Source organism: Salinicola rhizosphaerae, assembly GCF_014652715.1.
In the GTDB taxonomy this organism is placed as follows: domain Bacteria; phylum Pseudomonadota; class Gammaproteobacteria; order Pseudomonadales; family Halomonadaceae; genus Salinicola; species Salinicola rhizosphaerae.
The window spans coordinates 526,664-551,158 of record NZ_BMZI01000003.1 but is presented as its reverse complement, the minus strand read 5'-3'; the positions used below and the strand labels follow the sequence as shown (position 1 = coordinate 551,158).

Genomic DNA, 24,495 nt, shown 5'->3' with positions numbered 1-24,495 from the left:
CCTTCGGGGCGGTTTTTAAAAAGAAGCCACCAGATTGGCAAAGGCGTACTGACCGGCAGCAAACGCGATATGGGCGATGATGACGTAGACGATAATCACCGCCTGGTTGGGTAGTTTGCGCCCCAGAACGCCGCCGCCGAGTCCTGGCATCAGGATGAGCAAACCGGCCAGCGAGCTGATCACGACTCCGACCCAGAACACCGGCATGACCTGTGGATCGGCGATATAGTCCACGCCCCAGACCAGCAGTATGAGCATTGCGTAGGCCAGGCCGACGAGATAGTGGAAGAGCCAGCCGACGGTCTTTTCGCGACCGCCTGGAGCCGACCGATCGGGATGACTGTCTAGCACCAGACGTCCTTTGGGAATATCGAGCAACCAGCGGCCAACTACACCCCAATCGGTGCCCGCCATGCCCGTGGTTTTTGCTACGAGCCATGCCCAAAGGTCGAGAACGATCGTTGAACCGACGCCGACGACCAGTATGAAAATTACGACTCCATCCATGACGCCTCCTTCGCGACGAGCTTCTGAAACCTCGGCAGCCAGATAAGCGGACTTTACAGTCTCACCACCTGCCAAGGCCATGATCGAAACGGCCAGATATTATCACGCCTGAAGCGCTATGACTTCACGGATGTGCGCTTGACGCTTAATTATGGATCGAATAGTCTGTAATTATGCGGGGCAGACTCCGTACCAGTGAGTACGAGGCAAGCTTGTACTGAAATTCGTCTCATAAAGCTTTGCCAATTTATCGCAAATTTTGTGGAGGAGGTAATATGGCTGCGTCTACGATCAATCTCGAACTTAGCTGGAAAGATGGGTTCAAGGGTGGTGGCAAGATCGTCGGTAAGGAATTTTCCACCGATATCAGCATCCCGGCGGAGTATGGCGGCCCTGGTAAAGGTAGCAACCCGAAAGAGCTTTACACAGCCTCGACGGCGGCGTGCTTCATCTCGACGCTGACGGCGATGGTCGGCGGCAAGAAGCTGCCGCTTCAGCAGCTTTCGGTAGATACCCAGGCCGATATCGACGGTGATGACTTCGTCATCACGCATACTGCCAATGTCGTGCTCGAAAGTGCTGCGAGTGACGAAGAAGTCGAAAAGACGAAAGAAGTCGTCATCAAGGCAGACGAAAACTGTGTCGTCGGCAACCTGGCCCGCAAGGCTGGCGTAGAAGTGAATGTGAAGCCGGTCGTCACTAAAGCCTGATTCGATTTCCGGTAACGCCGCAATGAAAATGGCCTGCTGAAAAGCAGGCCATTTTTTTATCGATGTATTCGCGATGACGTCAGTTTTATTCAGGGTAATGTTATATCAAATCATGAGAATCGGTAGAAAGACGTCTTTGAAAGAACTCAATTTTTGTCAGTGAAAACGAAAAAACGGGCGAGTGGTCATGCTCCACTTGCCCGTTTGGAATCGTGCCGGGGTGATGAACTATCTTATCCGGTTCGACTCTCCTGCTCGCTGAGAAACTTCTCGGCATCCAGCGCTGCCATGCAACCGCTGCCGGCCGAGGTGATGGCCTGGCGATAGACGGCATCGGCGACATCGCCTGCAGCGAAGACTCCGGGCACTGAGGTCTCTGTCGAATTTCCATCCAGCCCCGAGTTGACGATGATATAGCCATCTCGAAGTTTCAGGGAATCGGCAAAAATTTCGGTGTTGGGTTTGTGGCCGATGGCCACGAACAATCCGGAAATGGCCAGGCGCGTCAGGGCACCAGTCTCGGCATCCTCGATCATGACACCGGTCACACCGGTCACACCGGTCACACCGGTCACACCGGTCACACCGGTCACACCGGTCTCATCGCCGAGCACTTCGGAAACCGTGTGATTCCAGCGAACACTGATCACGCCTTCTTTCACCTTTTCCAGCAACCGATCCTGCAGTGCGGCTTCTGCCCGAAGCTTGCCTCTGCGATGGACCAGCGTGACGTGGGAGGCAAGATTGGCAAGATAGAGTGCTTCCTCCACCGCCGTATTGCCGCCGCCCACGACCACGACGTGGTTTCCCTTATGGAAGAAACCGTCACAGGTAGCGCAGGCCGAGACGCCTTGTCCCATGAAGCGGCCCTCGGACTCCAGTCCGAGGTATAGCGCCGTGGCACCGGTCGCGATGATCAGTGCGTCACAGGTGTAGGTTTCGTTGCCTTTCAGCGTGAAAGGGCGCTTGCCGAGATCCACCGACTCGATGTGATCCATCAGGATCGTCGTGCCGACGTTTTCAGCGTGCTGGCGCATCCGCTCCATCAGCTCGGGCCCGAGAATGCCGCTGCCTTCACCGGGCCAGTTATCCACGTCCTGGGTCGTGGTTAGCTGGCCGCCCATCGTACTGCCGGTGATCAGCGTCGGCTTCAGGTTGGCCCTGGCGGCATAGACTGCCGCCGTGCAGCCGGCCGGGCCGGACCCGAGCACGATGACGTTGCTATGGCTCATCGTGTAACTCCCACAGGGTCAGATCGAGTTAACGAGATCCACGAGGCTGCGCTCGTTCAAAAGCCCCGTATGGCGCTGGACCTCTTCGCCGTTCTTGAACGCGACAACGGTCGGGATGCTGCGGATGCCAAGCTTGCGCGCGATGTTCGGGCTGTGATCCAGATTCATTTCAGACAGTAGCGCCTTGTCGCCAATGTCCTTCGCCGCCTTCTTGTACATCGGCTGCATCATCATGCAGGGCGGGCACCACGGCGCCCAGAAGCGGACCAGCACCACATCGGATTCATTCAGCGTGCTGTCATACTGATTTTCGGTGATCGATTTGACTTGATCGCTCATTATCAGACTCCTGATTGGGTCGATTGACAGAGATTCGCCGTTACGCCGCGGCTGCCAGCGATTTAGCGTGCTTCTTGTCCCAGGCACCGCTCACCAGGGTCAGCAGGATGCTGACACCGACAACGATGGCGGCCGCGGGACCGGTGGCCATCAGGCCAAAGTGTTCGACGACGATCCCGCCAATCCAGGCGCCGGCGGCGATACCGCCGTTGAAGGCGCCGATATTGATGCTCGAGGAAGCGTCGACCGATTTGGGGGCGTGGATTTCAGCCTGCTGCACCACGTAGAGCTGCAGGACGGGAATGCTGCCGAAGGCGACGGCGCCCCACAGCATCACGACCGGCACCATGAGCACCTTGTTGACCGCGACGAGGCTGAGAACCGCCATGGCGAAGATGAGAAGACCGAGGATCCAGAGCAGAGCGGCAATGGCGCCTCTCTTGTCCGCGAGTCGGGCGAAGAAGGTATTACCCAGCGTGACGGCGATGCCGTAGAAGATCAGCACGGTGCCGACACCGGAAACCGAGAAGCCGGTCACCTTCTGCAGTATCTCGGAGAGATAGGTGTAGGCGATGAAGGCGCCACCATAGCCGATGCCGGTAATCAGGAAGACCAGCAGCATCTTGGGGACGGTGACGATGCTGAGCTGCTCGATCAGGCTGGCCGGCTCAGGGCGCTCGACCTTCTTCGGCAGGAAGACCCACAGGGCGATGATCGACAGTGCGCCGAGTACCGTGATGAACAGAAAGGCTGCGCGCCAGTCGAACAGATCGGTCAGGAAGGTACCGAGCGGTACACCGGCCACGAGCGCCACGGTCAAGCCCGTGAACATGATGCCGATCGCCGCACCGGATTTTTCCTTGGGTACGGAGTTGGCCGCGACCACGGTCGCCATGGAGTAGAAGACACCCTGAACCACGCCGGCCAGTACACGGCCTACCAGCAGCATCGGGTAGCTCTGTGCCTGCCAGGCGAGCCAGTTCGCGGCCACGAAAAGAACCATCAAACCGCAGGCGAGCAGACGCCGGTCGATTCGACTGGTCAACGGTGTGATGATCGGTGCCGCGATGGCTACGCCCAGCGCGTAAAGGCTGACCAGCTGGCCAGCAGTAGGGATATCGATCTGCATGTCGGTCGCGATAGCGGGCAGAATGCCCACGACCACGAACTCGGCCATGCCGATGGCAAAGGCGGCTGCGGCCAGTGCATAGAGAGAAATGGGCATTGTCTGTTCCGGACCCCGAAAGGGAAGTTAGTGATTTATGGAATGAATGATCCGGAATTTGAGCAGAAGCCGTATCCCCTTGTCAACGAATTGTGGAATGAATAGTCTGTTAATGTGTCAAGCGCGGTGAGCAACACCCATCGGGAGGGCGAAAATGGCCAGAACCGGAAGACCCAGAGAGTTCGATCGGGAAAGCGCCGTTCGGCAGGCGATGAATCTTTTCTGGGCGAAAGGGTTCGAGAGTACGTCTCTCTCGGATCTCAAAAGCACGCTGGGCGGGCTCTCCTCGGCCAGTTTCTACGCGGCCTTCGGTTCCAAGAAGGCGCTGTACGAGGAGTGTCTGGCGGAGTACATGGGCACCTGCGGAGAGCTCGTCGCGACGCTGCGGGACGAGTCGCTGTCGGCGCGGGAGGCACTTCGGGTGATGCTGTGGCGCTCCATCGAGATTCAGACTTCGAGAGATTCACCGCTGGGCTGCATGGCGGTGCTGTCAGGCATCGTCTGCGATGATGACAACGCCGATGTCGCGGAGTTGGCGCGTAACGCCAGGAAGGTCAATCGTGATGCCATCGCCGACTGTCTCGCCAGAGGCGTGGCGAATGGGGAGCTCGCCGATGATGGCTCCGCCGAGGCCTTCACGCTGACGCTGGACTCCTTTCTCAAGGGGCTCGCCGTTCAGTCGCGAGACGGAATCTCGCGTGAGGCACTGCTGCGCTCGGCCGATCAGCTGCTGTCGATCCTGGATCGCTGAACGCTCCATGCGCTCACCGTCGTCGTCTGGCAACGGAGCTTGTGAGTCGCGTGCCCGAAAGAGGAGAAAATTCGGCAATCGGCCGCCGGCGGTGCATCTTGCCTCCGGGCGGTCGATGATGGTCTGCTATCAATCGATCTATCGACCATCAGCCTAGGAAGGACACGACGATGGGTATCTCCCCCCAAGCAGGACGCTTGCCCGAAGAGAACACGCTCGCCAATCTGCCGCGGCTGGTCTCGCGCTATTACAGCGAGCGCCCCGACCCGAGCGACCCCGGTCAGCAGGTGGCGTTCGGCACATCCGGCCACCGCGGCTCGTCGTTGAAGACGAGCTTCAACGAGTGGCACATTCTGGCGACGACCCAGGCGATTTGCGAATACCGCGAGGCGCAGGGCATCGATGGACCGCTCTATATCGGGATGGATACACACGCACTTTCCGAGCCGGCATTCGTCTCGGCGCTGGAAGTGCTTGCGGCCAACGGCGTCGAGACCCGCATCGATGCCGGCTGTGAAGAGACCGAGGGTGAGGTCGGATACACGCCGACGCCGGCGATCTCCAACGCCATTCTGGTATACAACCAGGGGCGTACGAGCGGACTGGCCGATGGTATCGTGATCACGCCGTCCCATAACCCGCCGGCAGACGGTGGATTCAAGTACAACCCCACCAACGGTGGTCCCGCCGATACCAGCGTTACCGGCTGGATTCAGGATCGCGCCAATGCGCACTTGGCCGACGGTCTCGCCAACGTCAAGCGCGTGACTTACGCCGAAGCGCTCGAGGCGCCTACCACCCAGCGTTTCGATTTCGTCGATAGCTACGTCGGCGGCCTCGACAAGGTCATCGACATGGCGGCGATTCGCGCTTCCGGACTCACCTTCGGCGTCGACCCGCTGGGTGGCGCGGGCGTGCACTACTGGCCGCGAATCGCCAAGAAGTACGACCTGCCGCTGGAGGTGATCTCGACCACCGTCGACCCGACGTTCCGTTTCATGCGCGTCGACTGGGACGGCAAGATTCGTATGGATTGCTCCTCTCCCCATGCGATGGCGGGGCTGATCGAGAACAAGGATCGCTTCGACGTCTCCTTTGCCTGCGATACCGACCACGACCGTCACGGCATCGTCGCCCGCTCCACGGGGCTGTTGAACCCCAACCATTACCTCGCCGTCGCCATCGAATATCTGTTTACCCATCGCCCGAACTGGAGCGAAACGGCCGCGATCGGCAAGACGCTGGTCTCCTCGTCGATGATCGATTATGTCGCCGAAGGCATTGGCCGCAAGGTGATCGAGGTGCCGGTCGGCTTCAAGTGGTTCGTCGATGGCCTGATCGACGGTAGCCTCGGCTTCGGCGGAGAAGAGTCCGCTGGCGCGTCGTTCCTGACCCTCGACGGCAAGCCGTGGTCGACCGACAAGGACGGTATCATTCTTGGCCTGCTGGCTGCCGAGATCACCGCCGTCACCGGCAAGGACCCGGGCGAGCGCTATCAAGCGCTGACGGAACGTTTCGGTTCGCCGGTCTATGAACGCGTCGATGCGCCGGCCAATCGCGAGCAGAAGGCCAAACTCAAAGCGCTCTCGCCTGAACAGGTCACTGCCAAGACGCTGGCGGGCCATCCGATCACCCGCAAGCTGACCGAGGCGCCCGGCAACGGCGCGGCCATCGGCGGTCTCAAGGTCGTGACCGACGCCGGCTGGTTCGCTGCGCGCCCCTCCGGTACCGAGGACGTCTACAAGATCTATGCCGAAAGCTTCGAAGGCGAAGCCCACCTCAAGCGCATCCAGGAAGAAGCCAAGGCGCTGGTCGATTCGGTGCTGGCTGGCTGAACCGAATTGGCTCAAAAGTCTGGCTGGAAAGTTTGGCTGGAAAATGTGACTGACGAAGACCTATGGCGGATGCCGGCAGGTCTTTTTGACAGTCGATCGAAAGGTCGCTCGCGGCCCGGTGGCTCAGGCTACCGGGCCGTATTGATTCTCTGGACGTGCTTTTATCCCTTCAGTTTTGACGCATTCGGGCGATAAGGCAGGCGAACGCGACATCCCCTAGAGAGGGATGATAACGATAGCCACGCGCGCCGTCGGCGCGACGCCAGGCAGTCCCGAGGATCTCTCCATGCATTTCAAATCCGTGCGCTCGCTGGTCACGCTGCTGGTCGGTGCGTGCATCCTGCTGGTCGTAGTCGCCCTGGTTGGCTATTCGCTCTACGCCGACTCCCGTTCCCAGGCGCTGGTCGATGCCAAGACGCAGGCGCTGATGGCCCAGAGTATCGATGAACGACTGACTGCCGTCGCGTCGGATCGTGCGGGGCAGATCCAGGCGCGGCTCGAACACGCGCTGACGCTGGCGGCGCAGTTGGCCAACACCAACGCGCTGATGGGCGAAGTCGATGAGGGTGGCAAACGGCGCTTCTATCTGAGTCGTAGCGAGGTCTCCAACCTCACGCGTCAGATGGTGATCGACAACCCGGATCTGCTCGATGCCTTCATCGGCTGGGAGCCGAACGCGTTCGGCAGCGATAGCTACTATCAGGGACTCGAGGATCAGGGATATGGGCCTGACGGTCGCTTCCTGCCGTGGTGGTATCGAGACGACAGCGGCGACGTGAAAGTGCTGGCGCTCGATGAGGAGAATCTCGAGAGCGAAAAGCCTCTCTCCACGGGCGTGCGCACGGGCGAGTACTACCTCTGCCCCAAAGAGACCCGCAAGGCGTGCATCATCGATCCGGCGCCCTATGACTACAACGGCCAGACGCTGATGGTGACCTCGTTCAACGTGCCGATTCTGGTCGACGGCGAGTTCAAGGGCAGCGCCGGGGTCGATCTATCGGTCGACTTCACGCAGGCGCTGCTCGAGAAAGCGGATCGATCGCTCTACGATGGCGCCGGCGAGTGGGCATTGATCGCACCGCGCGGCGGCGTGACCGCCTTGACCAGTCAGAGTGACGCCCGCACCGACGCGCCGGCTGCCGCGACGCTGGGCCAGCAGGCCGCCAAGCTGCTGGGGCCCGAGCTCGCCTCCCGTATTCAGCAGGCACGGCAGGGCAGCGCGGTACGGGACACTGTCGATGGAGAGGTCGAGCTCTACTGGCCCTTCACCGTCGGGGCGGCCGACAGCACGCCTTGGGTGCTGATGATCCGCCTGCCGGAAAGTGCGGTGATGGCCGGTATCCATGATCTGCAAAACGAGCTCGGTGATCAGCGCCATCTGGATACGCTGGCGATGCTCGGCGTCGGGCTGGGGGTCATCGTGCTGGGCGTGATCGTCAGCTGGTTGCTGGGCACCAGCCTCTCTCGGCCGCTGCAGCGATTGGCCGAGCGCATGCGCGAGATCGCCTCCGGCGATGGTGATCTGACGCAGCGGCTCCCGGTGCGAGGACGCAACGAGAGCGCCGAACTGGCGATTCAGTTCAACGCCTTCGCCGACAAGATGCAGCATGTGCTGCAGGACGTGCGCGAAAGCAGCGAGTCCGTGCGTCTGGCGTCGGGCGAGATCGCCAGCGGCAGCGACGATCTCTCTCGGCGTACCGACTCGATGGCGGCGAGTCTGCAGCAGACATCGGCCTCGATGGAGGAGCTCACCAGCACGGTCGAGCACACTGCCCAGTCTGCGCGTCAGGTCGATCAGCTCGCCGTGTCCGCGACGGATGCTGCGCGTCGGGGCGGGGAAGTCGTCGGTGACGTTGTCACCACGATGGACGAGATCGAAGCCTCGTCTCGCCAGATTGCCGATATCGTCACGACCATGAACGGCATCGCCTTCCAGACCAACCTGCTGGCGCTCAACGCCTCGGTCGAAGCCGCTCGCGCCGGCGAGCAGGGCAAGGGCTTCGCCGTTGTCGCCCAGGAAGTGCGTAACCTGGCCAGCCGCAGCGCCGACGCGGCCCAGCAAATCAAGGCACTGGTGGATGCTGCCAGCGGCAAGACGCAGCTCGGGGCGGAGCGCGTGCGTCACGCCGGCGAGGCGATGGAGGAGATCGTTGCCAGCATTGCGCGGGTGACCGACGTGCTGGGTGAAATCAGTGCCGCGACCCAGGAGCAGAGCCAGGGCATCGGCCAGGTCAATCAAGCGGTAGCGGAGATCGATAACGTTACCCAGCAGAACGCGGCCATGGTGCAGCAGACCGCGACGGCGGCCGCTGAATTGCGCCACCAGTCTCAGCGGCTGGCCACGACGGTCGGGGCGTTTCGGCTCGGTGACACTCCCGTGCTTCCAGCTTCGGAGTCAGGTACTTCACTAGCACCGCCCACGCGCCAGACTCGACGGACCGAACGCGCCGAGGAGGTCTAGCCGGCTGTTGCTCCAGCCAGGCCCCGCTGGGCTGTTTATCCAGCCCAGCCTCTTCGGAGCGATCAGCGCCGCGCGGCCAACTCGCAGAAGAAGTCGATGTACTGCGTATGGCCGCGGGGGAAGATCGCGTCGAGCCTGAGCGGGTCTTCCGGGTCGCTGATGCCGTTGAGTGCGGGCCACACGTCGACCGAGGCATCGCGGGCATGGTCGGTCAGACGCGCGGCATCGACGCCCGGGCGCCTGACCTCGCCACCGCTGCTGTCGACGAAGAGCGCGCGGTTGCCGCTGTCGAACGCCTGGCCCAACTGTTTGACCAGGGTCAGAAAGCCCCGGTCGCTGCCGCCCCGCTGACGCTCGCTGCCATTTTCCGTCGCTGCAAGGTAGGAGGTCACGGTATCGCCGACGCCGACGATCTTCGGCATCAGCGCCGGATCGAAATGTTCTCTGGCGAGGGCCAGCAGGGCATCGTGATTGCGCGGTGCATCGATGGCATTGAACGCCTCGCCGAGCGGATAGTGGCCGGTATGGCGGTGATAATAGCGGTTGAGAATGACCAGCACGCCGACCTCCTTCACCGCGCCGCGAAGCATGAACTGAAAGTCCGTGGTGCCGGCACCGCCAAGCTTGCCGTCGACCGTCTCGCTCGCCCTTAGGCGTTCGCGCCCCTCGGCGTCCCGGCCGGCGTTGGGCGCATAGTGGACGAAGAAGGTGTCTTTCAGCCCGGCGCTGGCGGCGGCCTCGAGTTCGCCTTGCATGAACGCGGCGACATCCTCTTGAAGCTGGCGATAGCGCGCCGGCGCATCCTGCCAGTGACGATGGAAGACGTTGATGTTGAGGGTTGGCGAGGCGAGATTGTCGAGCACCGCACTGGCGATCAGGTCGCGCCTGAGGTCGCTGTCTAGCGAGTACTGGGGCGCGGCCAGAAGCGTTTCGAGAAAGCGTTCCGCGCGCGCGGGAAGTTCGGCGAGGAAGTCGAGCGCGGCGTCGCTGACCCCCGGGTGCGAGACATCCCCGAAACGGCTCTGCCACTGCACCCCACCGGCGGCGAGGCCTGGCAGGTAGCGGCCCTGCTCGCCGGCGCGATCCGGTGTCTCGAACAGCGCCTCGACGATGCCGTTGACGCCGCGCGAGCCGACGTGCTCGCCATTGGTCAGCACATAAAAGTGGCCGTCGAGCCGGCGGGCGGCGTCGAGATAGCGGCGCTCCAACGTGCGCGTCAGCGGATCGCCGACCAGCCCCATGCAGACACCGTCGAGATCCTGGATGATCAGCAGGTTGTCGGTGGCGGCCAGCTCATCAAGCAGCGCGGCATGGTCAAGGTAGTGAGTGAGCGAATCGGAGCGAGTCGAAGTCATCGGATATCTTGTCGTTGGATGGGCGTATGGCGACGTTCATCGTCACGGGGCGACGTCGAACCCCAGTATAGAGCCAAGCGGCGGGGGGCGATCCAGCGCCGCGAGTGCCGGTGGCATCGTTGACCCGGTTTGCCGCGTGCCCCCGCCGCGACTAGTCTGCAGACGAAGGCGCCATTGACGGCGTCGGCACGGCCGCGCCGGAGGGCGCGGGGACACCGCCAACGGAGGAGGCAATCATGTCCAGTCCCGAACACAAGCAGAAGATCTGGCAGCTGATCGAGAAGATCAAGGTCGGCATGCTGGTCACGCTCGACGACGGCGCGCCGCGGGCACGTCCCATGCATCTGGTGCAGGAAGCCTATGATGGCACGCTGTGGTTCTTTACCCGCCGCAGCGCGGAGAAGGTCATCGAGACCGAGCAGGATCGCGACGTCTGCCTGACCTTCTCTGATCAGGAGCACGGGATCTACGTCTCGATGACCGGCAAGGCGCGGCTGAACGACGATCGCGATCTGGTCGAAAAGTACTGGAATCCGTTCGTCGCCGCCTGGTTTCCCGATGGCAAGGACGATCCGGACATCACCATGATGGAGATCGATATCGACTTCGGTGAGCACTGGCAGGCGCGAGAAAGCAAGACCTTCCAGCTCTACGAAATCGCGAAGGCGAACCTGAAAAAAGGTCACCAGCCCGATCTCGGCGAGAACGAGAAGTTCGGCCACTGATCCCTCAAAGAAGTTCGGCCACTGATCCCGAAAGCGGTCCCAGCGTGGCGACGTCGAGACCGCTGGTCTGCGGGGTCATTGACAGCGATGTCGCGAGTCAGGATAAAGAGCCCTTACAGGTCACATAGCGAACCCCCATGCTCCTGCTGACGGCATTCGTCGTTCTCTCCATCGGCTTCTCCTTCCTCTGCTCGGTACTGGAAGCCGCACTGCTTTCGCTGACGCCCAGCTTCATCGCGCAGCTCAAGGATGATCGCCCCAAGCTTCACGATGCGCTGAACGCGCTGAAGTCCAATATCGATCGGCCACTGGCGGCGATTCTCACCCTCAATACCATTGCTCACACGGTCGGCGCGACCGGCGTCGGCGCGCAGGTGGCGGCTGTATTCGGCGATGCCCATGTGGCGATTGCCTCGGCGCTGATGACGTTCGGCATCCTGATCTTTTCCGAGATCATTCCCAAGACCATCGGCGCGACCTACTGGCGCGCGCTGGCGCCGCTGCTGCCGCGCATTCTCAAGTTCATGGTCTGGAGTCTCTTGCCCTTCATCTGGCTCTCGGAAACGATCACCAACCGTATTGCCAAGCAGGAGAACGACGTCGACATGCGCGGCGAGATCAAGGCGCTGGCGCGTATCGGGCTCGAGGAGAAGGCGCTGGACGCCGATGAGACCCGCACCATCACCAACATCCTCAATCTGCACGAAATTCCGGTGAGGGACGTGATGACGCCGCGCACGGTCTGCGAAACCGTCAGACCGGAAATGACCGTCGCCGAGTTCGACCAGCGTTACGGCAAGACGCAGTTCACGCGCTTTCCCGTGATGGACGGCGGCGAAGAGGCGCTGGGCTATGTGCACAAGGCCGACACCTACCACGCGGAAGATGAGCAGACGCTGAAGTCGCTGATGCATCCGCTGACCGACGTCACCGATACCGACAGCGTCGAGCATGTCTTCACCGAAATGCTCAGGGACCACAATCACCTGCGCGTGGTCTACGACGATCATGGCAGCTGGGTCGGCGTGATCACGCTCGAGGACGTGATCGAGACGATCCTGGGGCAGGATATCGTCGACGAGACCGACAGCGTCCACAACCTGCGCCGCTACGCCAAGCGCCGCTGGTTGAAGCGCATCCGGCGCGAGACACCCACTTCGACTTCACGCTGAAGCAGGTCAGAACACGTCTCGAACGATTCCCGGCGAGTATGCCAGCCGGGAATCGCTTCGTGGCATCAGCCGCGCGACGGTGAGGTCGGCACTGCATGTTCGGCGGGCGAGGGGGCGGTCTCGTCGTCCAGTGTCATGGTGCGCACCAGGGCAATGCTGAGCCCGTAAAGCACTGCAAAGATCCAGATGATGCCCTCTGGCCCCAGCGAGCCCAGCAGAACGCTGACCAGTGCCGTGCCGACGAACGTCGAGAGCCCAGCGCCCAGGTTGAGCACGGAGAGCGCCGCGCCCTTGTTCTCGGGGGCCAGACTGGGCATGAGTGCCGACAGTGGCACGAAGCCGCCGAGGCCGAAGCCCAGGCAGATCGCCATCAACATGCCCAGCCAGTAACTCCCGGTCCAGACAGGCAAGTAGTAGAAGCCGAGCACCGAGAGCATGCAGAGAAAGCCGCCGCCCCACATGATGGTCTGGCGCCAGCCAATCCGGTCGCCAACCGCGCCCGCAATCAGGTTCGCGATGATGTTGCTGAAAAACAGCATCGCCCAGATCTGCAACCACTCGCTCTGGGTGTAGCCGACTTCGTTCTGCATGATGCTCGGCATGAAGGCGATGAAACCGTAGCTCGCCACGGTGTTGATGGTGCGCGCGAGTCCACCGAAGCCGATCTTGTAGTTCTCGACGGCGATGGTAATGCCCTTGAGCAGTGATTTGGCTTTGAACCCTTTGCCGGGCGCGATCTCGATGCCCCGGCGGCGGTTATAGAAGAAGCTGAAAAGGGCGATGGCGGTGCCGATCGCGATGAAGATCAGTCCGGTCCAGAGCATGTCGATCGGCGTCAGCTGGAGCAGTGAGAAACCCAGGTCAGAATATTGAGCACCCAGCACGAAAAAACCAAAAGTGAAGCAGAACCAGAACCAGCCAACGGCGGAGCCGAGTCGAGCCTTCGGCGTCACCTGAGCGATGACCAGCAGAAACGAATAGGAGAACATCGGGTAAGCGAACCCGCGCATGGGATAGGTCCACAGCAGCGTGGTGTAGTCGATGCCCGAGGAGATGGCGGGTATGAACAGCACCGTGCCGAAGACAAAGAGCAGCGCGCCGGAGAGCATGGTCTTGGTTGGACCGAAGGCCTCTGTCAGTACCCCTGAAAACCAGGAGCCGATGGCAACCGTTACGCCGTAGCCGGCGAACACCGTGGCAGCCTCGGTCTCGGTGAGACCGTGTCCGACCAGGTAGCTTTGCAGCCACGCGGCCTCCAGACCATCACCCATCATGAAAATCACGACGCCAAGATAGCCCAGCGCCAGGCTCGGCGGCATGCCGATCCGAGTGAGAAAATGATTCATTGTTTGACTCCAGTGGCGGCGCAGAGGCCGCACCGCAACTGCGGTGATTTGTCGTTATAGAAAGCGGAAAGACTCCGCCAGATTGAGGGCTTGCCCCCGGTTCGCCTGATATCTCGGCAAAGACTTGCTACGCCAGTGATGCGTAGCGATATCAGGGTTCGGGCGAGGGACGCGCGGCGCGGACCTGCGTCATCGGGGAAGATTTGAAGGACGTCACGGGCGTTGTTGTGTGTTGTTGGATAACAGTGTGTGATGAATTCATAGACTAAAGTCTAAGGTTTATTTATACATATGTCATCTTTGGGCGGGGCCGCCGCAGGTCTCTTAGACGAGAATTCGAGGCAAGCATTCGAGGCGTGACGTGTACCTGTGAGCTATCGAGACTGGGGCCAGTGTGAGGGAGAGCTGTCCTGAATGTGGGCTGTTTTGGGTCGAGAAGGGAATCGTGGCCTTTCGGCGGCCCTCGGCGCCTGAACCAGGCTGCTGTCGAGAGCTGAATGGAGGTGACGAACCCACTAATGCGGCCGACCTGAGGTCGGCCGCATTAGCGCCTCGAGCGCCCATTGGCAGTCACAATCAGATGACCTTCTTGCGCAGCCAGGCGGCCAGCGCCTCACCCAGGATGACGAGCACGATGATCGCCAGCAGGATGGTCGCCACGGTCTGCCAGGCGAGCGTATCGATGGCGCCCTGCAGAATCACGCCGATACCACCGGCGCCAACCAGGCCGAGGACAGTCGATTCCCGCAGGTTGATGTCCCAGCGCAGAATGCTGACAGCGAAGAAGGTCGGTACGATCTGCGGCACGATGGCGTAGAGCACCACCTTCGCCCGTGAGGCGCCGGTGGCTTCCAGCGCCTCTACCGGGCGGCGGTCGATCTCCTCGATCGCCTCGCCCAGCAGCTTGCCGAGAAAACCGATCGAGCGGAACATGATCGCGATGATGCCGGCCAGCACGCCGGGGCCGAAGATCGCCACGAACAGCAGCGCCCAGATCAGCGTGTTGACCGAACGACTGGAAACCAGGATGAAGCGCCCTAGCCACAGCGTGAAACGGTTGGGCGTGGTGTTCTGGGCCGCAATGTAGGCGATCGGTAGCGACAGAAAGACGGCGATGAATGTGGCGATTGTGGCGATATTGAGCGTCTCTACCAGCGCCCACAGAATCGCCCGCAAGTTGCTCACGTCCGGCGGCACCATGCGGCCGAACAGATCGCCGACCTGGGCCGGCGCGTCCCACACCCACGGCCAGATGATATCGATGCTCTCCACCGCCCAGACTACGGACGCGGCGACCAACAGCAGCGTGGCGAGACGCTTCCAGCGTTGTTGCGGCGTATAGCGCGCCCAGGTGCGTTCGGCAACGTTCGGAGTGGTTGGCTGCATCATCCGATGTTTCTCCTGATCCGACCGCTGATGGCTTCGCTGACCAGGATCACCCCGATGATCACCAGCGTGATCGCCAGCGCGAAATCGTAGTCGTAGCGGCCGAAGGCGTTCATTAACGTCGAGCCGATACCGCCGGCGCCGACGATGCCGACGACCGCCGAGGCGCGCAGGTTGCTGTCGAGCTGATAGATACCGAGACCGATCTGGCGCGGCATGATCTGCGGCAGCACGGCAAACTGCAGCACGCTGATATAAGGTGTGCCGCTGGCGCGGAGCGCTTCCACCTGGCCCCAGTCGATCTCTTCGATACGCTCGGCGAGCATCTTGGCGACGAAGCCGATCGAGTAGAGCGTCAGAGTCAGAATGCCGGCGACCGGGCCGAATCCCACTGCCTTGACGAACAGAATCGCCACGATCACCGGATGGAAGCTGCGCGCCAGGATGATGATCGCGCGCCCGATCGCATAGACCGGCTTGGCGGCAATGTTGTGGGCCGCCATGAACGCAATGGGCACGCTCAGCGCGAGCCCCAGCAGTGTCGCCAAAATCGCGATCTGCAGGCTCTCGAGAAAGCCATCGATTAGTAGCTCGTAACGGTCGAAGTTGGGCGGAAACGCGCCGGAGAAGATACGCGCGGCGCGGGTCATTCCCTGACTGATACGGTCGAGATCGAAAGGCAGAATCGAGATCGCCCAGATGGCGTAGATCGCGACGCCGACGACCAGCCCCCAGCGCAGCAGCGGGTTGGCGATGAATGGCGGCTTGCGCCAGTGCCGGCGCGATGAGGGAAGTGTTCGTTCGGGGCTCGCGCTCATGAGGTGACCGCCTGGCGCGATTCGACATCCGCCTGCTGACGATCGTCGCCTGCGGTCCCGCTGTAGACCGCGTCCATCGCCGCCTGGTCCAGATCGGCCGGTTTGCCGTCGAAGATCAGCTTGCCGAAACGCATGCCAACGATGCGCTGGGTGTACTCCCGCGCTTCGGCAACGTTGTGGATATTGATCAGTACTGGCAGCGACAGCTCCTGAGACAGCTTCTGCAGAAGCTCCATGATCTGGCGCGAGCTGACCGGGTCCAGCGATGCGGTGGGTTCGTCAGCGAGCAGGATTTCCGGCTGTTGCATCAGCGCACGGACCACGCCAACGCGTTGGCGTTCGCCCCCGGAAAGCGCATCAGCGCGCTTGTTAGCGTAATGGGCGATGCCGACCCGCTCCATCAGATGATAGGCGCGTTCGATGTCTTCAGCGGGATATTTGCGCAGCGCCGCACGCCAGTAGGGGATATAGCCCAGCCGACCGCACTGGACATTTTCCATCACCGTCAGCCGGTCGACCAGGTTGAAGCCCTGGAAGATCATACCGATACGCCGTCGCGCCTTGCGCAGCTCCTCGCGTTTGAGGTGAGTCAGTTCCAGGCCGTTGAGCTCGATGCTACCTTCAGTGGGTTCGACCAGCCGATTGATACAGCGCAGCAGCGTGCTCTTGCCCGCCCCGGAGGCGCCGATGATCGATACCACTGATTCACCGGGCACGTCGAGGTCGAGTCCGCGCAGTACCGGCTCGCCATGGCCGTAGCGTTTGACCAGATTCTGAATACGCAGCATGGGAGATCCTCTGCTGACGGCGCCATCGGCCTTCATGGCTGATGGCGCCGCCTGATGGCTCGGCGGTTTACTCGACGTTTTCCTGGGAGTAGACGACGCCATTGGCGTCCTGAATGTCGCGGATCACCTCCCAGTCCTTCTGATAGGTGACCGGCACGAACTTGGTCACGCCGTCGAACTCCTCGCCCAGCTCGGTACCCGCCATATTGAAGCTGAAGAAAGCCTCCTTGATCTTGTCGATCAGCTCGGGCTTGAGGTTGTAGGCGTAGGTATAGGAGGTGGTCGGAAAGCGTTTCGATTCGAAGATGATCTTCACTTCTTCGGGATCATAGAGACCGCGCTCGGCCATGCGGTCGACGACCTCGGAGGCCACCGGGGCCGCATCGTAGTCACCCGCGACCACGCCCAGCATCGACTGGTCATGCGAGCCGGAGTAGACCACTTCGTAATCTTCGTCGGGCGTAATGCCCTGCTTGGGGAAAAGCGCGCGGGGCGCCAGATTGCCGGAGTTGGAGGTCGGCGAGGTGTGTGCGACGCGCTTGTCCTTGAGGTCGCTCAGCTCGTTGATGCCACTGTCCTTGCGGGTATAGACCTGCAGCGTATAGCCGAATTCGCCATCGTCGCTGCCCATGATCGCGAACGGCACTGCACCGGCGAGATTGACTGCGAACGGCGTCGGCCCAGTGGAGAATCCGGCGACCTGGATGCGGCCACTGCGCATCGCCTCGATTTCCGCGGCGTTGGACTGAACGGCGTAGAAGCGCACGTCCTTACCGGTCACCTCACGTAGATGCTCGATGAACGGCTCCCATATATCGGCGTAGATAGCGGGGTCTTCCACCGGGGTGTAGGCAAACACCAGCGGATCGGGATCGAGGTACTGGGATTCGTCGCTTGGCGCATCGGCGACGAGGTCACCGTCGGCATCGCAGTACATAGGCGCGAGATCGCCACGCTGGGGGCACTCTTCGGCGGCTTGCGCCGTAAAGACAAGACCCAGACCGAGTGCCAGCGAGGCCAACAGATAAAGGGGGAAGCACAGTGAGCGAGAGTGGGATCGTTCTGGACGTCGTAGCATGGTGTGTCTCCCGAGACGGGGGTCGTTGCAGGTGACACCGGCAACGCCATTTATCGGTTTAGTGGGGTGCGTCCGGTGTCATGGTTTTGTCACAGTGTGCGCAAAATCGGCGACAAAGCGCATTCGACTTTGGCGATCAAATAGCGGTAGAGAAAGGTGACGGGGGAAGGCGTGATTCGAGCTACATATGGTCGCCAGGCGGGCCACTGAAAGACGAGCGCGACGGTGAGGTCGGCACTGCATGTTCGGCGGGCGAGGGCGTGCCGGGTTGGCAAAGGTTTGCGTATTTTTTGTTATGATATAACATTGTATTCCGAATGCATGTCGAGGAGATCGTCATGGCCCGTCAGAAAATCATCGACAGCGAAGCCAAGCTGCTGGCGATGCCCGAGCAGGATTACATGAACGACGCGCAGCTGGCGTTCTTCCGTCAACGGCTGACCGATGAGCGGCTCTCGCTCGAATCCGTGCTGGCACAGACGCGTCAGACCATCGTCGAGAGTCGTGGTGACGGTGATGACGCGGACCTCGCGGCCAATGAAGAGACGCTGCGGCTGTTGCTGCGCCAGGCAGATCGCGAGACGCGGCTGCTGCGCAAGATCGATTCGACTCTCAACCGTCTCGATGATGGTGACTACGGCTACTGCGACGAGACCGGCGTGCCGATCGGCCTGAAGCGGCTACTGCTGCGCCCGACGGCGACGCTGTGCCTCGAGGCCAAGGAGCGCCAGGAGTCGCGCGAACATCACTACGCCAAGCGACGCAGCGCGTAGATTCCGGCGCCAACGTTTTGCCTTTCACCACCGGCATCGCGTCACCCAGAAGCGCGGGCCGGGCTGGCGCCGGCAGGACCCTTTGACACCCGATCGTGGAGAACGCCATGAATCCATTACCCGTAACCGTGCTTTCCGGCTTTCTCGGTGCCGGCAAGACGACGGTTTTGAATCATCTGCTCAACAATCGTGACGGTCGCCGGATCGCGATCATCGTCAACGACATGAGCGAGATCAATATCGACGCCGCACTGGTCGAGCGCGAGGTCGAGTTCAACCGCGCCGAAGAGAAGCTGGTCGAGATGAGCAACGGCTGCATCTGCTGCACGCTGCGCGAGGACCTTCTTGTCGAGGTGAGCCGGCTGGCCAACGAGGGTCGCTTCGATTATCTGGTCATCGAGTCGACCGGCATCTCCGAACCGCTGCCAGTGGCCGAGACCTTCACTTTCGAGGACGAAGAGGGCCGCAGCCTGTCCCAAGTCGCCCGACTGGACACGCTGGTCACCGTCGTCGACGGTGCCAACTTCCTGTCTCAGTACCGCGAGGCGAAGTCGATCGCCGAGGCCGGCGAAAGCCTGGGTGAAGAGGATGATCGCAACGTTGCCGACCTGCTGGTCGATCAGATCGAGTTTTGTGATGTCCTGCTGATATCGAAGTCGGACCTGATCGAACCGCGTCAGCTCGAGGAGTTGAAGGCGGTGCTGAGAACGCTCAACCCGGATACCGAGATCATCCCGATCCAGCGTGGCCAGGTACCAATCGAGAAGGTGATCGACACTGGCAAGTTCAGCTTCGAACGCGCGCAGCAGGCGCCCGGCTGGTTGAAGGAGATGCGCGGCGAGCACGTCCCGGAAACCGAGGAGTACGGGATTTCGAGCTTCAGCTTCGAGGCGCGCCGCCCCTTCCATCCCGAACGCTTCTTCGAGCTGCTGCACGGTGACTGGGGCAACGGCACGCTGCTGCGTTCGAAGGGCTTCTTCTGGCTGGCCAGCCGCCCGCAGTTCGCCGGCCAGTGGAGCCAGGCAGGGGGCATCGCTCACCACGGTTTCGCCGGCCTGTTCTGGCGCGCCGTGCCGGAAGCACGCTGGCCGCAGGACCCGGAATACCTGGCGTCGATCATGGAAAAATGGGAAGAGCCCTTCGGCGACATGCGCCAGGAGCTCGTCTTCATCGGGCAAGGGCTCGATGTCGCCGAGATTCGCCAGCGCCTGCAAGCCTGCCTGCTGGATGACGAAGAGCTGGCGCGCGGCAAGGAGTACTGGCTGACGCTACCCGACCCGTTCCCGGACTGGGGCCTCGCTGCCTGACAGCGGCCTCGATCTTCAAGTTCTGAGTGGTCTGGTCTCCACCAGAGTGTTCCCCGGCAACCCAAGGTTGACCGGGGTTTTTTATGCTTCGCTGGCGGAGACGGCAGCCGCCGACACCGTTGCCAAAAAATTGTTAGCCGACTACATTTTGCGCATCACTCAATCTCCGACGGGAGCGATTCATGGCGACACCCAAACTTTTCACGCCGCTGACGTTAGGGCAGCGCAAGCTCGACAACCGGATCGTCATTGCGCCGATGTGCCAGTACTCGGCGGACGGTGAAGGCAGCATGACCGACTGGCACAGCATTCACCTGGGGCATCTGGCGCTCTCCGGCGCTGGCCTTCTGATCATCGAAGCCTCTGCAGTGAACGCGGCCGGGCGGATCACGCCGTGGGATGTCGGCCTCTATTCCGATGCCAACGAGGCCGCGATGAAGCGCACGCTGGAAGCCGTGCGTGCCCATTCGCCGATGCCGATCGGCATTCAGCTTGCCCACGCCGGTCGCAAGGCCTCCTGCGATGCGCCGTGGAACGGAGGTGCCCAGCTCGCGCTCGACAACGGTGGCTGGGAGACCGAGGCGCCCTCGGCGCTCCCCTACAGCGAAGGGCAGCGCGCGCCGCAGGCCATGAGTCTCGAAGATATCGAGCGCTTGAAGGCGGAATTCGTCGAGGCAGCGCGGCGTGCCGATCGGCTCGGCCTGGATCTGATCGAGCTTCACGCGGCCCACGGCTATCTGCTGCATGAGTTTCTCTCTCCGCTCTCCAACCAGCGTGACGATGCTTATGGTGGCTCGCTGGAGAACCGCATGCGGCTGGCGCTGGAGATCTTCGACGCCGTGCGCGAGGCGTTCGACGCCGAAAAACCGGTGGGCATTCGTATCTCCGGGAGCGACTGGGTCGAGGGTGGCTGGGATCTCGAGCAGAGCGTCGAGCTGGCCAAGGCGCTGGATGCACGAGGCTGTAGCTTCATCCACTGCTCGGGCGGCGGTCTCGATCCGCGCCAGACGCTGAATGTCGGGCCCAACTATCAGGTGCCGTTCGCCCGCCGTATCAAGCAGGCAGTGACCATGCCGGTGATCGCGGTCGGATTGATCACCGAGCCGGAACAGGCGGAAGGCATTCTGGTCGGTGAGGAAGCCGATGCCGTCGCGCTGGCACGCGGGATGCTCTACGACCCGCGCTGGCCGTGGCACGCTGCCGCCAAACTCGGCGCCACGGTTCACGCGCCCAATCAGTACCTGCGCAGCCAGCCGCATACGCTCAAGCATCTCTTCGACTAGTAAGCTTCTCTTCGCCAGAGAGGTTATCGGCGACGCCGCGTCCGACATCCGCTCGGGCGCGGCGTTTTGCGTTCATGGCCGGTAGAGGGCTGGATCAGAGCCTGACTTTATGGCCAGAACTTGTCTTCATGGCCAGCGGCCGACTCGTGGCGCAGGGTCGGCTCAGCCGGGATCGATCGCAAGCATCAGGCGCCGGCCCGGCGGCGAGCGGTGAATCAATCCACGTCCCGCATTGCCGGTCCAGCCCGAGCCTTTCATCAGCGCCAGGTCGCCGCACGACAGCCGCTGAATGCGCCCGGCATCGCGCACGATGTCCGGCTTGTCGGGATGCGCGGCGCCGAGACCGCGGCGCCGAGACCGCGGCGGTCGGCCGCGTCATCCGGCAGCCATTCGGTGCCGGGGCCGGCATAAGTGGTGATGAACCGTACGCCGAGGTTGTCGACGTGGAATCGCGGGCACATGGCGCCGTCCAGCTTGCGCAGCCGCACGCCAATTTGGGTGGCCTCGAACAGATAGGCGATCGCCTCGACCAGCAGGCAGACATCCGCGACCAGGGCGTCCTCTTCTGGCGCCTTCAGCTCGCGCGCCAGGTCGGCGCGCATGGCCTCGTCGGGCGCGCCGCGCCAGGACCACTCGAGCGAGCGAGGGCTGCCCATCACGCTGTCGACGCTCGCTGCGATCTCGTCGGAGAGCGGTCGCCGCATCACGCTCAGCGTCATGTCGTCGTCGAAGATATGCGGTAGGCGGTCGAGAGTGTCCCCGATGATCCAGTGTGCCGGGCCGGCATTGCCATGGCGGGCGGCGAGGTCATCCACGGCGGATGAGGGACGATTCGAGGTTGCCAATGATGTCGCGGACATGGGAGCTCCAGACGAGACGCGAGTCGTCTGACTCGGCGAGATGAGACGAATTCAGCGCGCTTCGAAGTTGCGCTCGATCCGCGCGACCGCATCATGGGCATGCAGGCTCTCGGCATGGGTAATGCCGATGCGATAGCCGCTGACACCGGACTGCGCGTCGCAGCAGTCGCCGAGGCGTCGCGCGGCGTCTTCGCAGAACATGAGGTTGGCGCCGTTGCGCTCGGCGAAGGCCTGTTCGTCGATCCGCTTGACCAGCGTCTGCACCGGGGTCTGCAGGGTGTCTTCGAAATCGCCGATGCGCGAGGCGAAGTCCAGCGAGGCCGAGTCCTCGAGCACGAGCGCGATGCGTGCCCGGCTACGTTGGCTGTGCGGAGTGGGAAAGCTGCCGTCCTGCTCGATCCAGCGGGCCAGGGTTTCGGGGTCGCGCGCGGCATCCGGGTGTTCCTCGGCCCAGGCGCGCCAGTCGCGCGCCATGGCATGGCGCGCCAGCGCGGCCGAGCAGGGGCAGGTGGACGAATAATCGAGCGATATCGTCAGCACCGTGCGCAGAGCGTCAAGCGTGCCGCTGAGCGTGAGCGTGACAGGATAGTGTCGCCAGCCGCTCGCCTCGCTCAAGAGCGCCGGCCGCCGCAGCGGCAGATCGAAATGTAGTGCGAGTTCGAGGCGCTCGCTGATGCCTTGTTGGCTGTCGAGCAGCGAAGCGCCCAGCTCGTGAAAGGTTTCGACGCCGAGGGGCGTGTCGTCGAGCCGGTCGAGCAGACGATAAAGACGCGACATGTGAATGCCACGGTGGCGGGCTGCCAGGTCCACGCCGACGTCCACGGTGATCGGCAGACGAGTACCGTCCTCGAGCAGCAGCCGGGCGGCGATACCACCCATGCCGACGTGTTGCAGTGCGCGGGGTTGCTGGCTGCCCGCCATACCGGTCTGGCCGGCGACATCGGGAAGGGGGCGGAGTGAGGTCATGGTCATTGTACGATCTCGGCAGCGGCAAGCTGCGAGGAGTGGTGGCCGGTGATTTTCCACTCCCCTTGAATCTCCTCGAAGGTGAACAGGAAGCGGGCGGGGATAGTGACGGTCTCGCCATCCTTGAGGTGGCTGAAGACATAGTGTCCGCCGACCACGACCGTGCCCAGCTTGCGGCTGACGCGGCGTGAATACTCGCCGAGTTCACAGGTCAGCGCCTCATTGGCGAGGAAGTTGTCGAAGTAAGTCTGGCGGTCGTGACGGTTGTCACGCACGTCGTTGGCAACCGTGGGCACCAGAATCGCATCCTCGGCGTAGAGCGAGAGCAGGGTCTCCTTCTCGCCGCGGCTGACGGCGATGGCCCAGCGTTCCAGCGTGCGCGACGCGGCGTTGAGGCAGAACTCGGTGTCACGTTCGGTCAGGGCGGGGGAGGTCGGATGAGGCATAGCGGTTACTCGATAACTATAATACGTTATATCATAACATTATCGCCGGCAGGCTTTTCAATCCGATAGTGTTGATGGCATCTGCTCGGACGAAAAATGCAGTGCGCATGACGGAAGCGCCGTTGGACGACGCTCCGATTGAGCTCTAGCTCATCCCCTCGCCGATGGCGTCCAGCCGTGCCATCGCTGCGTCAGGCAGTTCGAGCGCGGCGGCCTGCAGGTTCTCTTCCAGGTGCGCGAGCGACGAGGTGCCGGGAATCAGCAGGATGTTGGGCGAGCGCGCGAGCAGCCAGGCGAGTGCCACCTGCATCGGCGTGGCGTCGAGTCCGGCGGCGACGTCGTCGAGAATCTCCGACTGCAGCGGCGAGAAGCCGCCGAGCGGGAAGAAGGGCACGTACGCCGTCCCCTGCGCGGCAAGATGATCGATCAAGGCGTCGTCGTCGCGATTGGCCACGTTGTAGAGATTCTGTACGCAGGCGATCGGGACGATCCGGCTGCCATCCTCGACCTGCTGGCGGGTGACGTTGCTCAGGCCGATATGGGCGATCAGTCCGCGCTCGCGCAGCTCGGCCAGCGCCGTCAGCGGCGCTTCCAGCGACCCCTCGGCGGGTGCGTGGGCCGAGAACATCGCGCGCAGATTGACCACCTCCATCCGTTCGAGACCCAGGTTGCGCAGGTTGTCCTCGACCGCGCGGGTCAGTTCGGCTGCGGAGAATGCGGGATTCCAGCCACCTTCGGCATCGCGCACCGCGCCGACCTTGGTCACGAGGCAGAGATCCGTCGGGTAGGGATGTAGCGCGCGCTTGATGGTCTGGTTGGTGACGTGCGGGCCGTAAAAGTCCGAGGTGTCGATATGATCGACGCCGGCTTCGATCACAGCCTTCAATACCTGCTCCGCGCGCGCCGGGTCCTTCGGCGGACCGAATACGCCGGGGCCGGCGAGCTGCATGGCGCCGTAGCCCAGGCGTTTGACGTCTCGGTCGCCGAGTCGATAAGTCCCTGCCTGATCGATGAGTGACATTGTCGGGTTCCTTTTGAAAGAGGTGGGCCTTTAAACGAGAGGCCGAGCGGGTTTGACATATCAGTGGCTGACAGCGGACTCAGCGTAGGCCGATGGCGTGCGTTCGACTAT

Annotated in this window: 24 protein-coding genes; 9 read left to right on the top strand and 15 right to left on the bottom strand. The window is 62.3% G+C overall.

Going from position 1 to position 24,495, the window contains the following annotated elements; all coding sequences use genetic code 11:
• Positions 1 to 15 precede the first annotated feature (15 nt).
• Complete coding sequence (locus tag IE125_RS08735) at positions 16 to 507, bottom strand: DUF2938 family protein (RefSeq protein ID WP_189444243.1); 492 nt, start codon at positions 505 to 507, stop codon at positions 16 to 18.
• A 275-nt stretch (positions 508 to 782) separates the two neighbouring features.
• On the opposite strand from IE125_RS08735, the gene IE125_RS08730 reads away from it, so the two are divergent.
• The gene (locus tag IE125_RS08730) at positions 783 to 1,217 is read left to right on the top strand and encodes an OsmC family protein (RefSeq protein ID WP_189444242.1); all 435 of its coding nucleotides are present in this window, start codon (positions 783 to 785) and stop codon (positions 1,215 to 1,217) included.
• Positions 1,218 to 1,450: 233 nt separating this feature from the next.
• Here IE125_RS08730 and IE125_RS08725 read toward each other — a convergent pair whose 3' ends face one another.
• The 3 genes from IE125_RS08725 to IE125_RS08715 are packed head-to-tail and all read right to left on the bottom strand — an operon-like array spanning position 1,451 to position 4,013.
• The gene (locus IE125_RS08725) at positions 1,451 to 2,449 is read right to left on the bottom strand and encodes an FAD-dependent oxidoreductase (RefSeq protein ID WP_189444241.1); all 999 of its coding nucleotides are present in this window, start codon (positions 2,447 to 2,449) and stop codon (positions 1,451 to 1,453) included.
• 18 nt (positions 2,450 to 2,467) lie between these two features.
• Positions 2,468 to 2,788 (bottom strand): thioredoxin family protein, encoded by a 321-nt coding sequence (locus IE125_RS08720; RefSeq protein WP_189444240.1) that lies wholly within the window; start codon positions 2,786 to 2,788, stop codon positions 2,468 to 2,470.
• A gap of 40 nt (positions 2,789 to 2,828) precedes the next feature.
• Positions 2,829 to 4,013 carry an MFS transporter gene (locus IE125_RS08715; RefSeq protein WP_189444239.1) on the bottom strand — a complete coding sequence of 395 codons (1,185 nt, stop codon included), beginning with the start codon at positions 4,011 to 4,013 and terminating at the stop codon, positions 2,829 to 2,831.
• A gap of 154 nt (positions 4,014 to 4,167) precedes the next feature.
• On the opposite strand from IE125_RS08715, the gene IE125_RS08710 reads away from it, so the two are divergent.
• From IE125_RS08710 to IE125_RS08700, 3 genes are all read left to right on the top strand, one after another.
• The gene (locus IE125_RS08710) at positions 4,168 to 4,764 is read left to right on the top strand and encodes a TetR/AcrR family transcriptional regulator (RefSeq protein ID WP_189444238.1); all 597 of its coding nucleotides are present in this window, start codon (positions 4,168 to 4,170) and stop codon (positions 4,762 to 4,764) included.
• A 170-nt stretch (positions 4,765 to 4,934) separates the two neighbouring features.
• Positions 4,935 to 6,599 (top strand): phosphoglucomutase (alpha-D-glucose-1,6-bisphosphate-dependent), encoded by a 1,665-nt coding sequence (pgm, locus tag IE125_RS08705; protein ID WP_189444237.1) that lies wholly within the window; start codon positions 4,935 to 4,937, stop codon positions 6,597 to 6,599.
• A gap of 286 nt (positions 6,600 to 6,885) precedes the next feature.
• A complete protein-coding gene (locus tag IE125_RS08700) occupies positions 6,886 to 9,060 on the top strand; it encodes a methyl-accepting chemotaxis protein (protein WP_189444236.1) in 2,175 nt (724 codons plus the stop codon).
• Positions 9,061 to 9,122: 62 nt separating this feature from the next.
• Here the strand turns inward: IE125_RS08700 and stpA are convergent, their stop codons facing one another.
• Positions 9,123 to 10,415: a glucosylglycerol 3-phosphatase gene (stpA, locus tag IE125_RS08695; RefSeq protein ID WP_189444235.1), complete on the bottom strand. Its 1,293-nt coding sequence runs from the start codon at positions 10,413 to 10,415 to the stop codon at positions 9,123 to 9,125.
• 236 nt (positions 10,416 to 10,651) lie between these two features.
• Between stpA and IE125_RS08690 the strand changes: the two genes are divergently transcribed.
• A complete protein-coding gene (locus IE125_RS08690) occupies positions 10,652 to 11,140 on the top strand; it encodes a pyridoxamine 5'-phosphate oxidase family protein (protein ID WP_189444234.1) in 489 nt (162 codons plus the stop codon).
• A gap of 137 nt (positions 11,141 to 11,277) precedes the next feature.
• Positions 11,278 to 12,312, top strand: coding sequence for a CNNM domain-containing protein (locus IE125_RS08685; RefSeq protein WP_189444233.1), 1,035 nt, complete (start codon positions 11,278 to 11,280; stop codon positions 12,310 to 12,312).
• A gap of 65 nt (positions 12,313 to 12,377) precedes the next feature.
• Here the strand turns inward: IE125_RS08685 and IE125_RS08680 are convergent, their stop codons facing one another.
• The 5 genes from IE125_RS08680 to phnD all read right to left on the bottom strand — a co-directional run bounded on the left by IE125_RS08680 (position 12,378) and on the right by phnD (position 17,728).
• Positions 12,378 to 13,658, bottom strand: a complete 1,281-nt coding sequence (locus IE125_RS08680; RefSeq protein ID WP_189444232.1) for an MFS transporter — start codon at positions 13,656 to 13,658, stop codon at positions 12,378 to 12,380.
• 576 nt (positions 13,659 to 14,234) lie between these two features.
• Positions 14,235 to 15,047, bottom strand: a complete 813-nt coding sequence (gene phnE, locus IE125_RS08675) for a phosphonate ABC transporter, permease protein PhnE (protein WP_229809009.1) — start codon at positions 15,045 to 15,047, stop codon at positions 14,235 to 14,237.
• Positions 15,044 to 15,862 (bottom strand): phosphonate ABC transporter, permease protein PhnE, encoded by an 819-nt coding sequence (gene phnE, locus IE125_RS08670; protein WP_189444231.1) that lies wholly within the window; start codon positions 15,860 to 15,862, stop codon positions 15,044 to 15,046. The genes phnE (IE125_RS08675) and phnE (IE125_RS08670) overlap by 4 nt, the downstream gene beginning before the upstream one ends.
• On the bottom strand, positions 15,859 to 16,650 hold the full coding sequence (gene phnC, locus IE125_RS08665) for a phosphonate ABC transporter ATP-binding protein (protein WP_189444230.1): 792 nt from the start codon (positions 16,648 to 16,650) through the stop codon (positions 15,859 to 15,861). Before phnC ends, phnE (IE125_RS08670) begins: the two co-directional genes overlap by 4 nt.
• A gap of 67 nt (positions 16,651 to 16,717) precedes the next feature.
• Positions 16,718 to 17,728, bottom strand: a complete 1,011-nt coding sequence (phnD, locus tag IE125_RS08660; RefSeq protein ID WP_189444229.1) for a phosphate/phosphite/phosphonate ABC transporter substrate-binding protein — start codon at positions 17,726 to 17,728, stop codon at positions 16,718 to 16,720.
• Positions 17,729 to 18,066: 338 nt separating this feature from the next.
• Here phnD and dksA point away from each other — a divergent pair, with 338 nt between their 5' ends.
• From dksA to IE125_RS08645, 3 genes are all read left to right on the top strand, one after another.
• On the top strand, positions 18,067 to 18,501 hold the full coding sequence (gene dksA, locus IE125_RS08655) for an RNA polymerase-binding protein DksA (protein ID WP_189444228.1): 435 nt from the start codon (positions 18,067 to 18,069) through the stop codon (positions 18,499 to 18,501).
• A gap of 107 nt (positions 18,502 to 18,608) precedes the next feature.
• Positions 18,609 to 19,808 carry a zinc metallochaperone GTPase ZigA gene (zigA, locus tag IE125_RS08650; RefSeq protein WP_189444227.1) on the top strand — a complete coding sequence of 400 codons (1,200 nt, stop codon included), beginning with the start codon at positions 18,609 to 18,611 and terminating at the stop codon, positions 19,806 to 19,808.
• Between the two features lie 182 nt (positions 19,809 to 19,990).
• The gene (locus IE125_RS08645; RefSeq protein WP_189444226.1) at positions 19,991 to 21,091 is read left to right on the top strand and encodes an NADH:flavin oxidoreductase/NADH oxidase; all 1,101 of its coding nucleotides are present in this window, start codon (positions 19,991 to 19,993) and stop codon (positions 21,089 to 21,091) included.
• A gap of 162 nt (positions 21,092 to 21,253) precedes the next feature.
• On the opposite strand, the gene IE125_RS19425 is transcribed toward IE125_RS08645, so the two are convergent.
• From IE125_RS19425 to IE125_RS08625, 5 genes are all read right to left on the bottom strand, one after another.
• Positions 21,254 to 21,400, bottom strand: coding sequence for a DUF1826 domain-containing protein (locus tag IE125_RS19425; RefSeq protein ID WP_373297381.1), 147 nt, complete (start codon positions 21,398 to 21,400; stop codon positions 21,254 to 21,256).
• Positions 21,349 to 21,951 carry a DUF1826 domain-containing protein gene (locus IE125_RS08640; protein ID WP_189444225.1) on the bottom strand — a complete coding sequence of 201 codons (603 nt, stop codon included), beginning with the start codon at positions 21,949 to 21,951 and terminating at the stop codon, positions 21,349 to 21,351. Before IE125_RS08640 ends, IE125_RS19425 begins: the two co-directional genes overlap by 52 nt.
• A 51-nt stretch (positions 21,952 to 22,002) precedes the next feature.
• Positions 22,003 to 22,923 carry a GTP cyclohydrolase FolE2 gene (gene folE2 / locus IE125_RS08635; protein WP_189444224.1) on the bottom strand — a complete coding sequence of 307 codons (921 nt, stop codon included), beginning with the start codon at positions 22,921 to 22,923 and terminating at the stop codon, positions 22,003 to 22,005.
• A complete protein-coding gene (locus IE125_RS08630) occupies positions 22,920 to 23,363 on the bottom strand; it encodes a DUF4440 domain-containing protein (RefSeq protein WP_189444223.1) in 444 nt (147 codons plus the stop codon). The genes folE2 and IE125_RS08630 overlap by 4 nt, the downstream gene beginning before the upstream one ends.
• A gap of 145 nt (positions 23,364 to 23,508) precedes the next feature.
• A complete protein-coding gene (locus tag IE125_RS08625) occupies positions 23,509 to 24,384 on the bottom strand; it encodes an aldo/keto reductase family oxidoreductase (RefSeq protein ID WP_189444222.1) in 876 nt (291 codons plus the stop codon).
• Positions 24,385 to 24,495 lie beyond the last annotated feature (111 nt).

Excerpts from the sequence above, each read along its gene's own strand:
- dksA (WP_189444228.1), top strand. The coding sequence starts at position 18,067 with ATGGCCCGTCAGAAAATCATCGACAGCGAAGCCAAGCTGCTGGCGATG.
- phnE (WP_189444231.1), bottom strand. The coding sequence starts at position 15,862 with ATGAGCGCGAGCCCCGAACGAACACTTCCCTCATCGCGCCGGCACTGG.
- IE125_RS08625 (WP_189444222.1), bottom strand. The coding sequence starts at position 24,384 with ATGTCACTCATCGATCAGGCAGGGACTTATCGACTCGGCGACCGAGAC.
- phnD (WP_189444229.1), bottom strand. The coding sequence starts at position 17,728 with ATGCTACGACGTCCAGAACGATCCCACTCTCGCTCACTGTGCTTCCCC.
- IE125_RS08640 (WP_189444225.1), bottom strand. The coding sequence starts at position 21,951 with ATGTCCGCGACATCATTGGCAACCTCGAATCGTCCCTCATCCGCCGTG.
- IE125_RS08690 (WP_189444234.1), top strand. The coding sequence starts at position 10,652 with ATGTCCAGTCCCGAACACAAGCAGAAGATCTGGCAGCTGATCGAGAAG.
- IE125_RS08685 (WP_189444233.1), top strand. The coding sequence starts at position 11,278 with ATGCTCCTGCTGACGGCATTCGTCGTTCTCTCCATCGGCTTCTCCTTC.
- IE125_RS08700 (WP_189444236.1), top strand. The coding sequence starts at position 6,886 with ATGCATTTCAAATCCGTGCGCTCGCTGGTCACGCTGCTGGTCGGTGCG.
- IE125_RS08680 (WP_189444232.1), bottom strand. The coding sequence starts at position 13,658 with ATGAATCATTTTCTCACTCGGATCGGCATGCCGCCGAGCCTGGCGCTG.
- pgm (WP_189444237.1), top strand. The coding sequence starts at position 4,935 with ATGGGTATCTCCCCCCAAGCAGGACGCTTGCCCGAAGAGAACACGCTC.
- IE125_RS08645 (WP_189444226.1), top strand. The coding sequence starts at position 19,991 with ATGGCGACACCCAAACTTTTCACGCCGCTGACGTTAGGGCAGCGCAAG.
- IE125_RS08630 (WP_189444223.1), bottom strand. The coding sequence starts at position 23,363 with ATGCCTCATCCGACCTCCCCCGCCCTGACCGAACGTGACACCGAGTTC.
- IE125_RS08710 (WP_189444238.1), top strand. The coding sequence starts at position 4,168 with ATGGCCAGAACCGGAAGACCCAGAGAGTTCGATCGGGAAAGCGCCGTT.
- stpA (WP_189444235.1), bottom strand. The coding sequence starts at position 10,415 with ATGACTTCGACTCGCTCCGATTCGCTCACTCACTACCTTGACCATGCC.
- IE125_RS08720 (WP_189444240.1), bottom strand. The coding sequence starts at position 2,788 with ATGAGCGATCAAGTCAAATCGATCACCGAAAATCAGTATGACAGCACG.
- phnC (WP_189444230.1), bottom strand. The coding sequence starts at position 16,650 with ATGCTGCGTATTCAGAATCTGGTCAAACGCTACGGCCATGGCGAGCCG.
- phnE (WP_229809009.1), bottom strand. The coding sequence starts at position 15,047 with ATGATGCAGCCAACCACTCCGAACGTTGCCGAACGCACCTGGGCGCGC.
- IE125_RS08735 (WP_189444243.1), bottom strand. The coding sequence starts at position 507 with ATGGATGGAGTCGTAATTTTCATACTGGTCGTCGGCGTCGGTTCAACG.
- IE125_RS08715 (WP_189444239.1), bottom strand. The coding sequence starts at position 4,013 with ATGCCCATTTCTCTCTATGCACTGGCCGCAGCCGCCTTTGCCATCGGC.
- zigA (WP_189444227.1), top strand. The coding sequence starts at position 18,609 with ATGAATCCATTACCCGTAACCGTGCTTTCCGGCTTTCTCGGTGCCGGC.
- IE125_RS08725 (WP_189444241.1), bottom strand. The coding sequence starts at position 2,449 with ATGAGCCATAGCAACGTCATCGTGCTCGGGTCCGGCCCGGCCGGCTGC.
- IE125_RS08730 (WP_189444242.1), top strand. The coding sequence starts at position 783 with ATGGCTGCGTCTACGATCAATCTCGAACTTAGCTGGAAAGATGGGTTC.
- folE2 (WP_189444224.1), bottom strand. The coding sequence starts at position 22,923 with ATGACCATGACCTCACTCCGCCCCCTTCCCGATGTCGCCGGCCAGACC.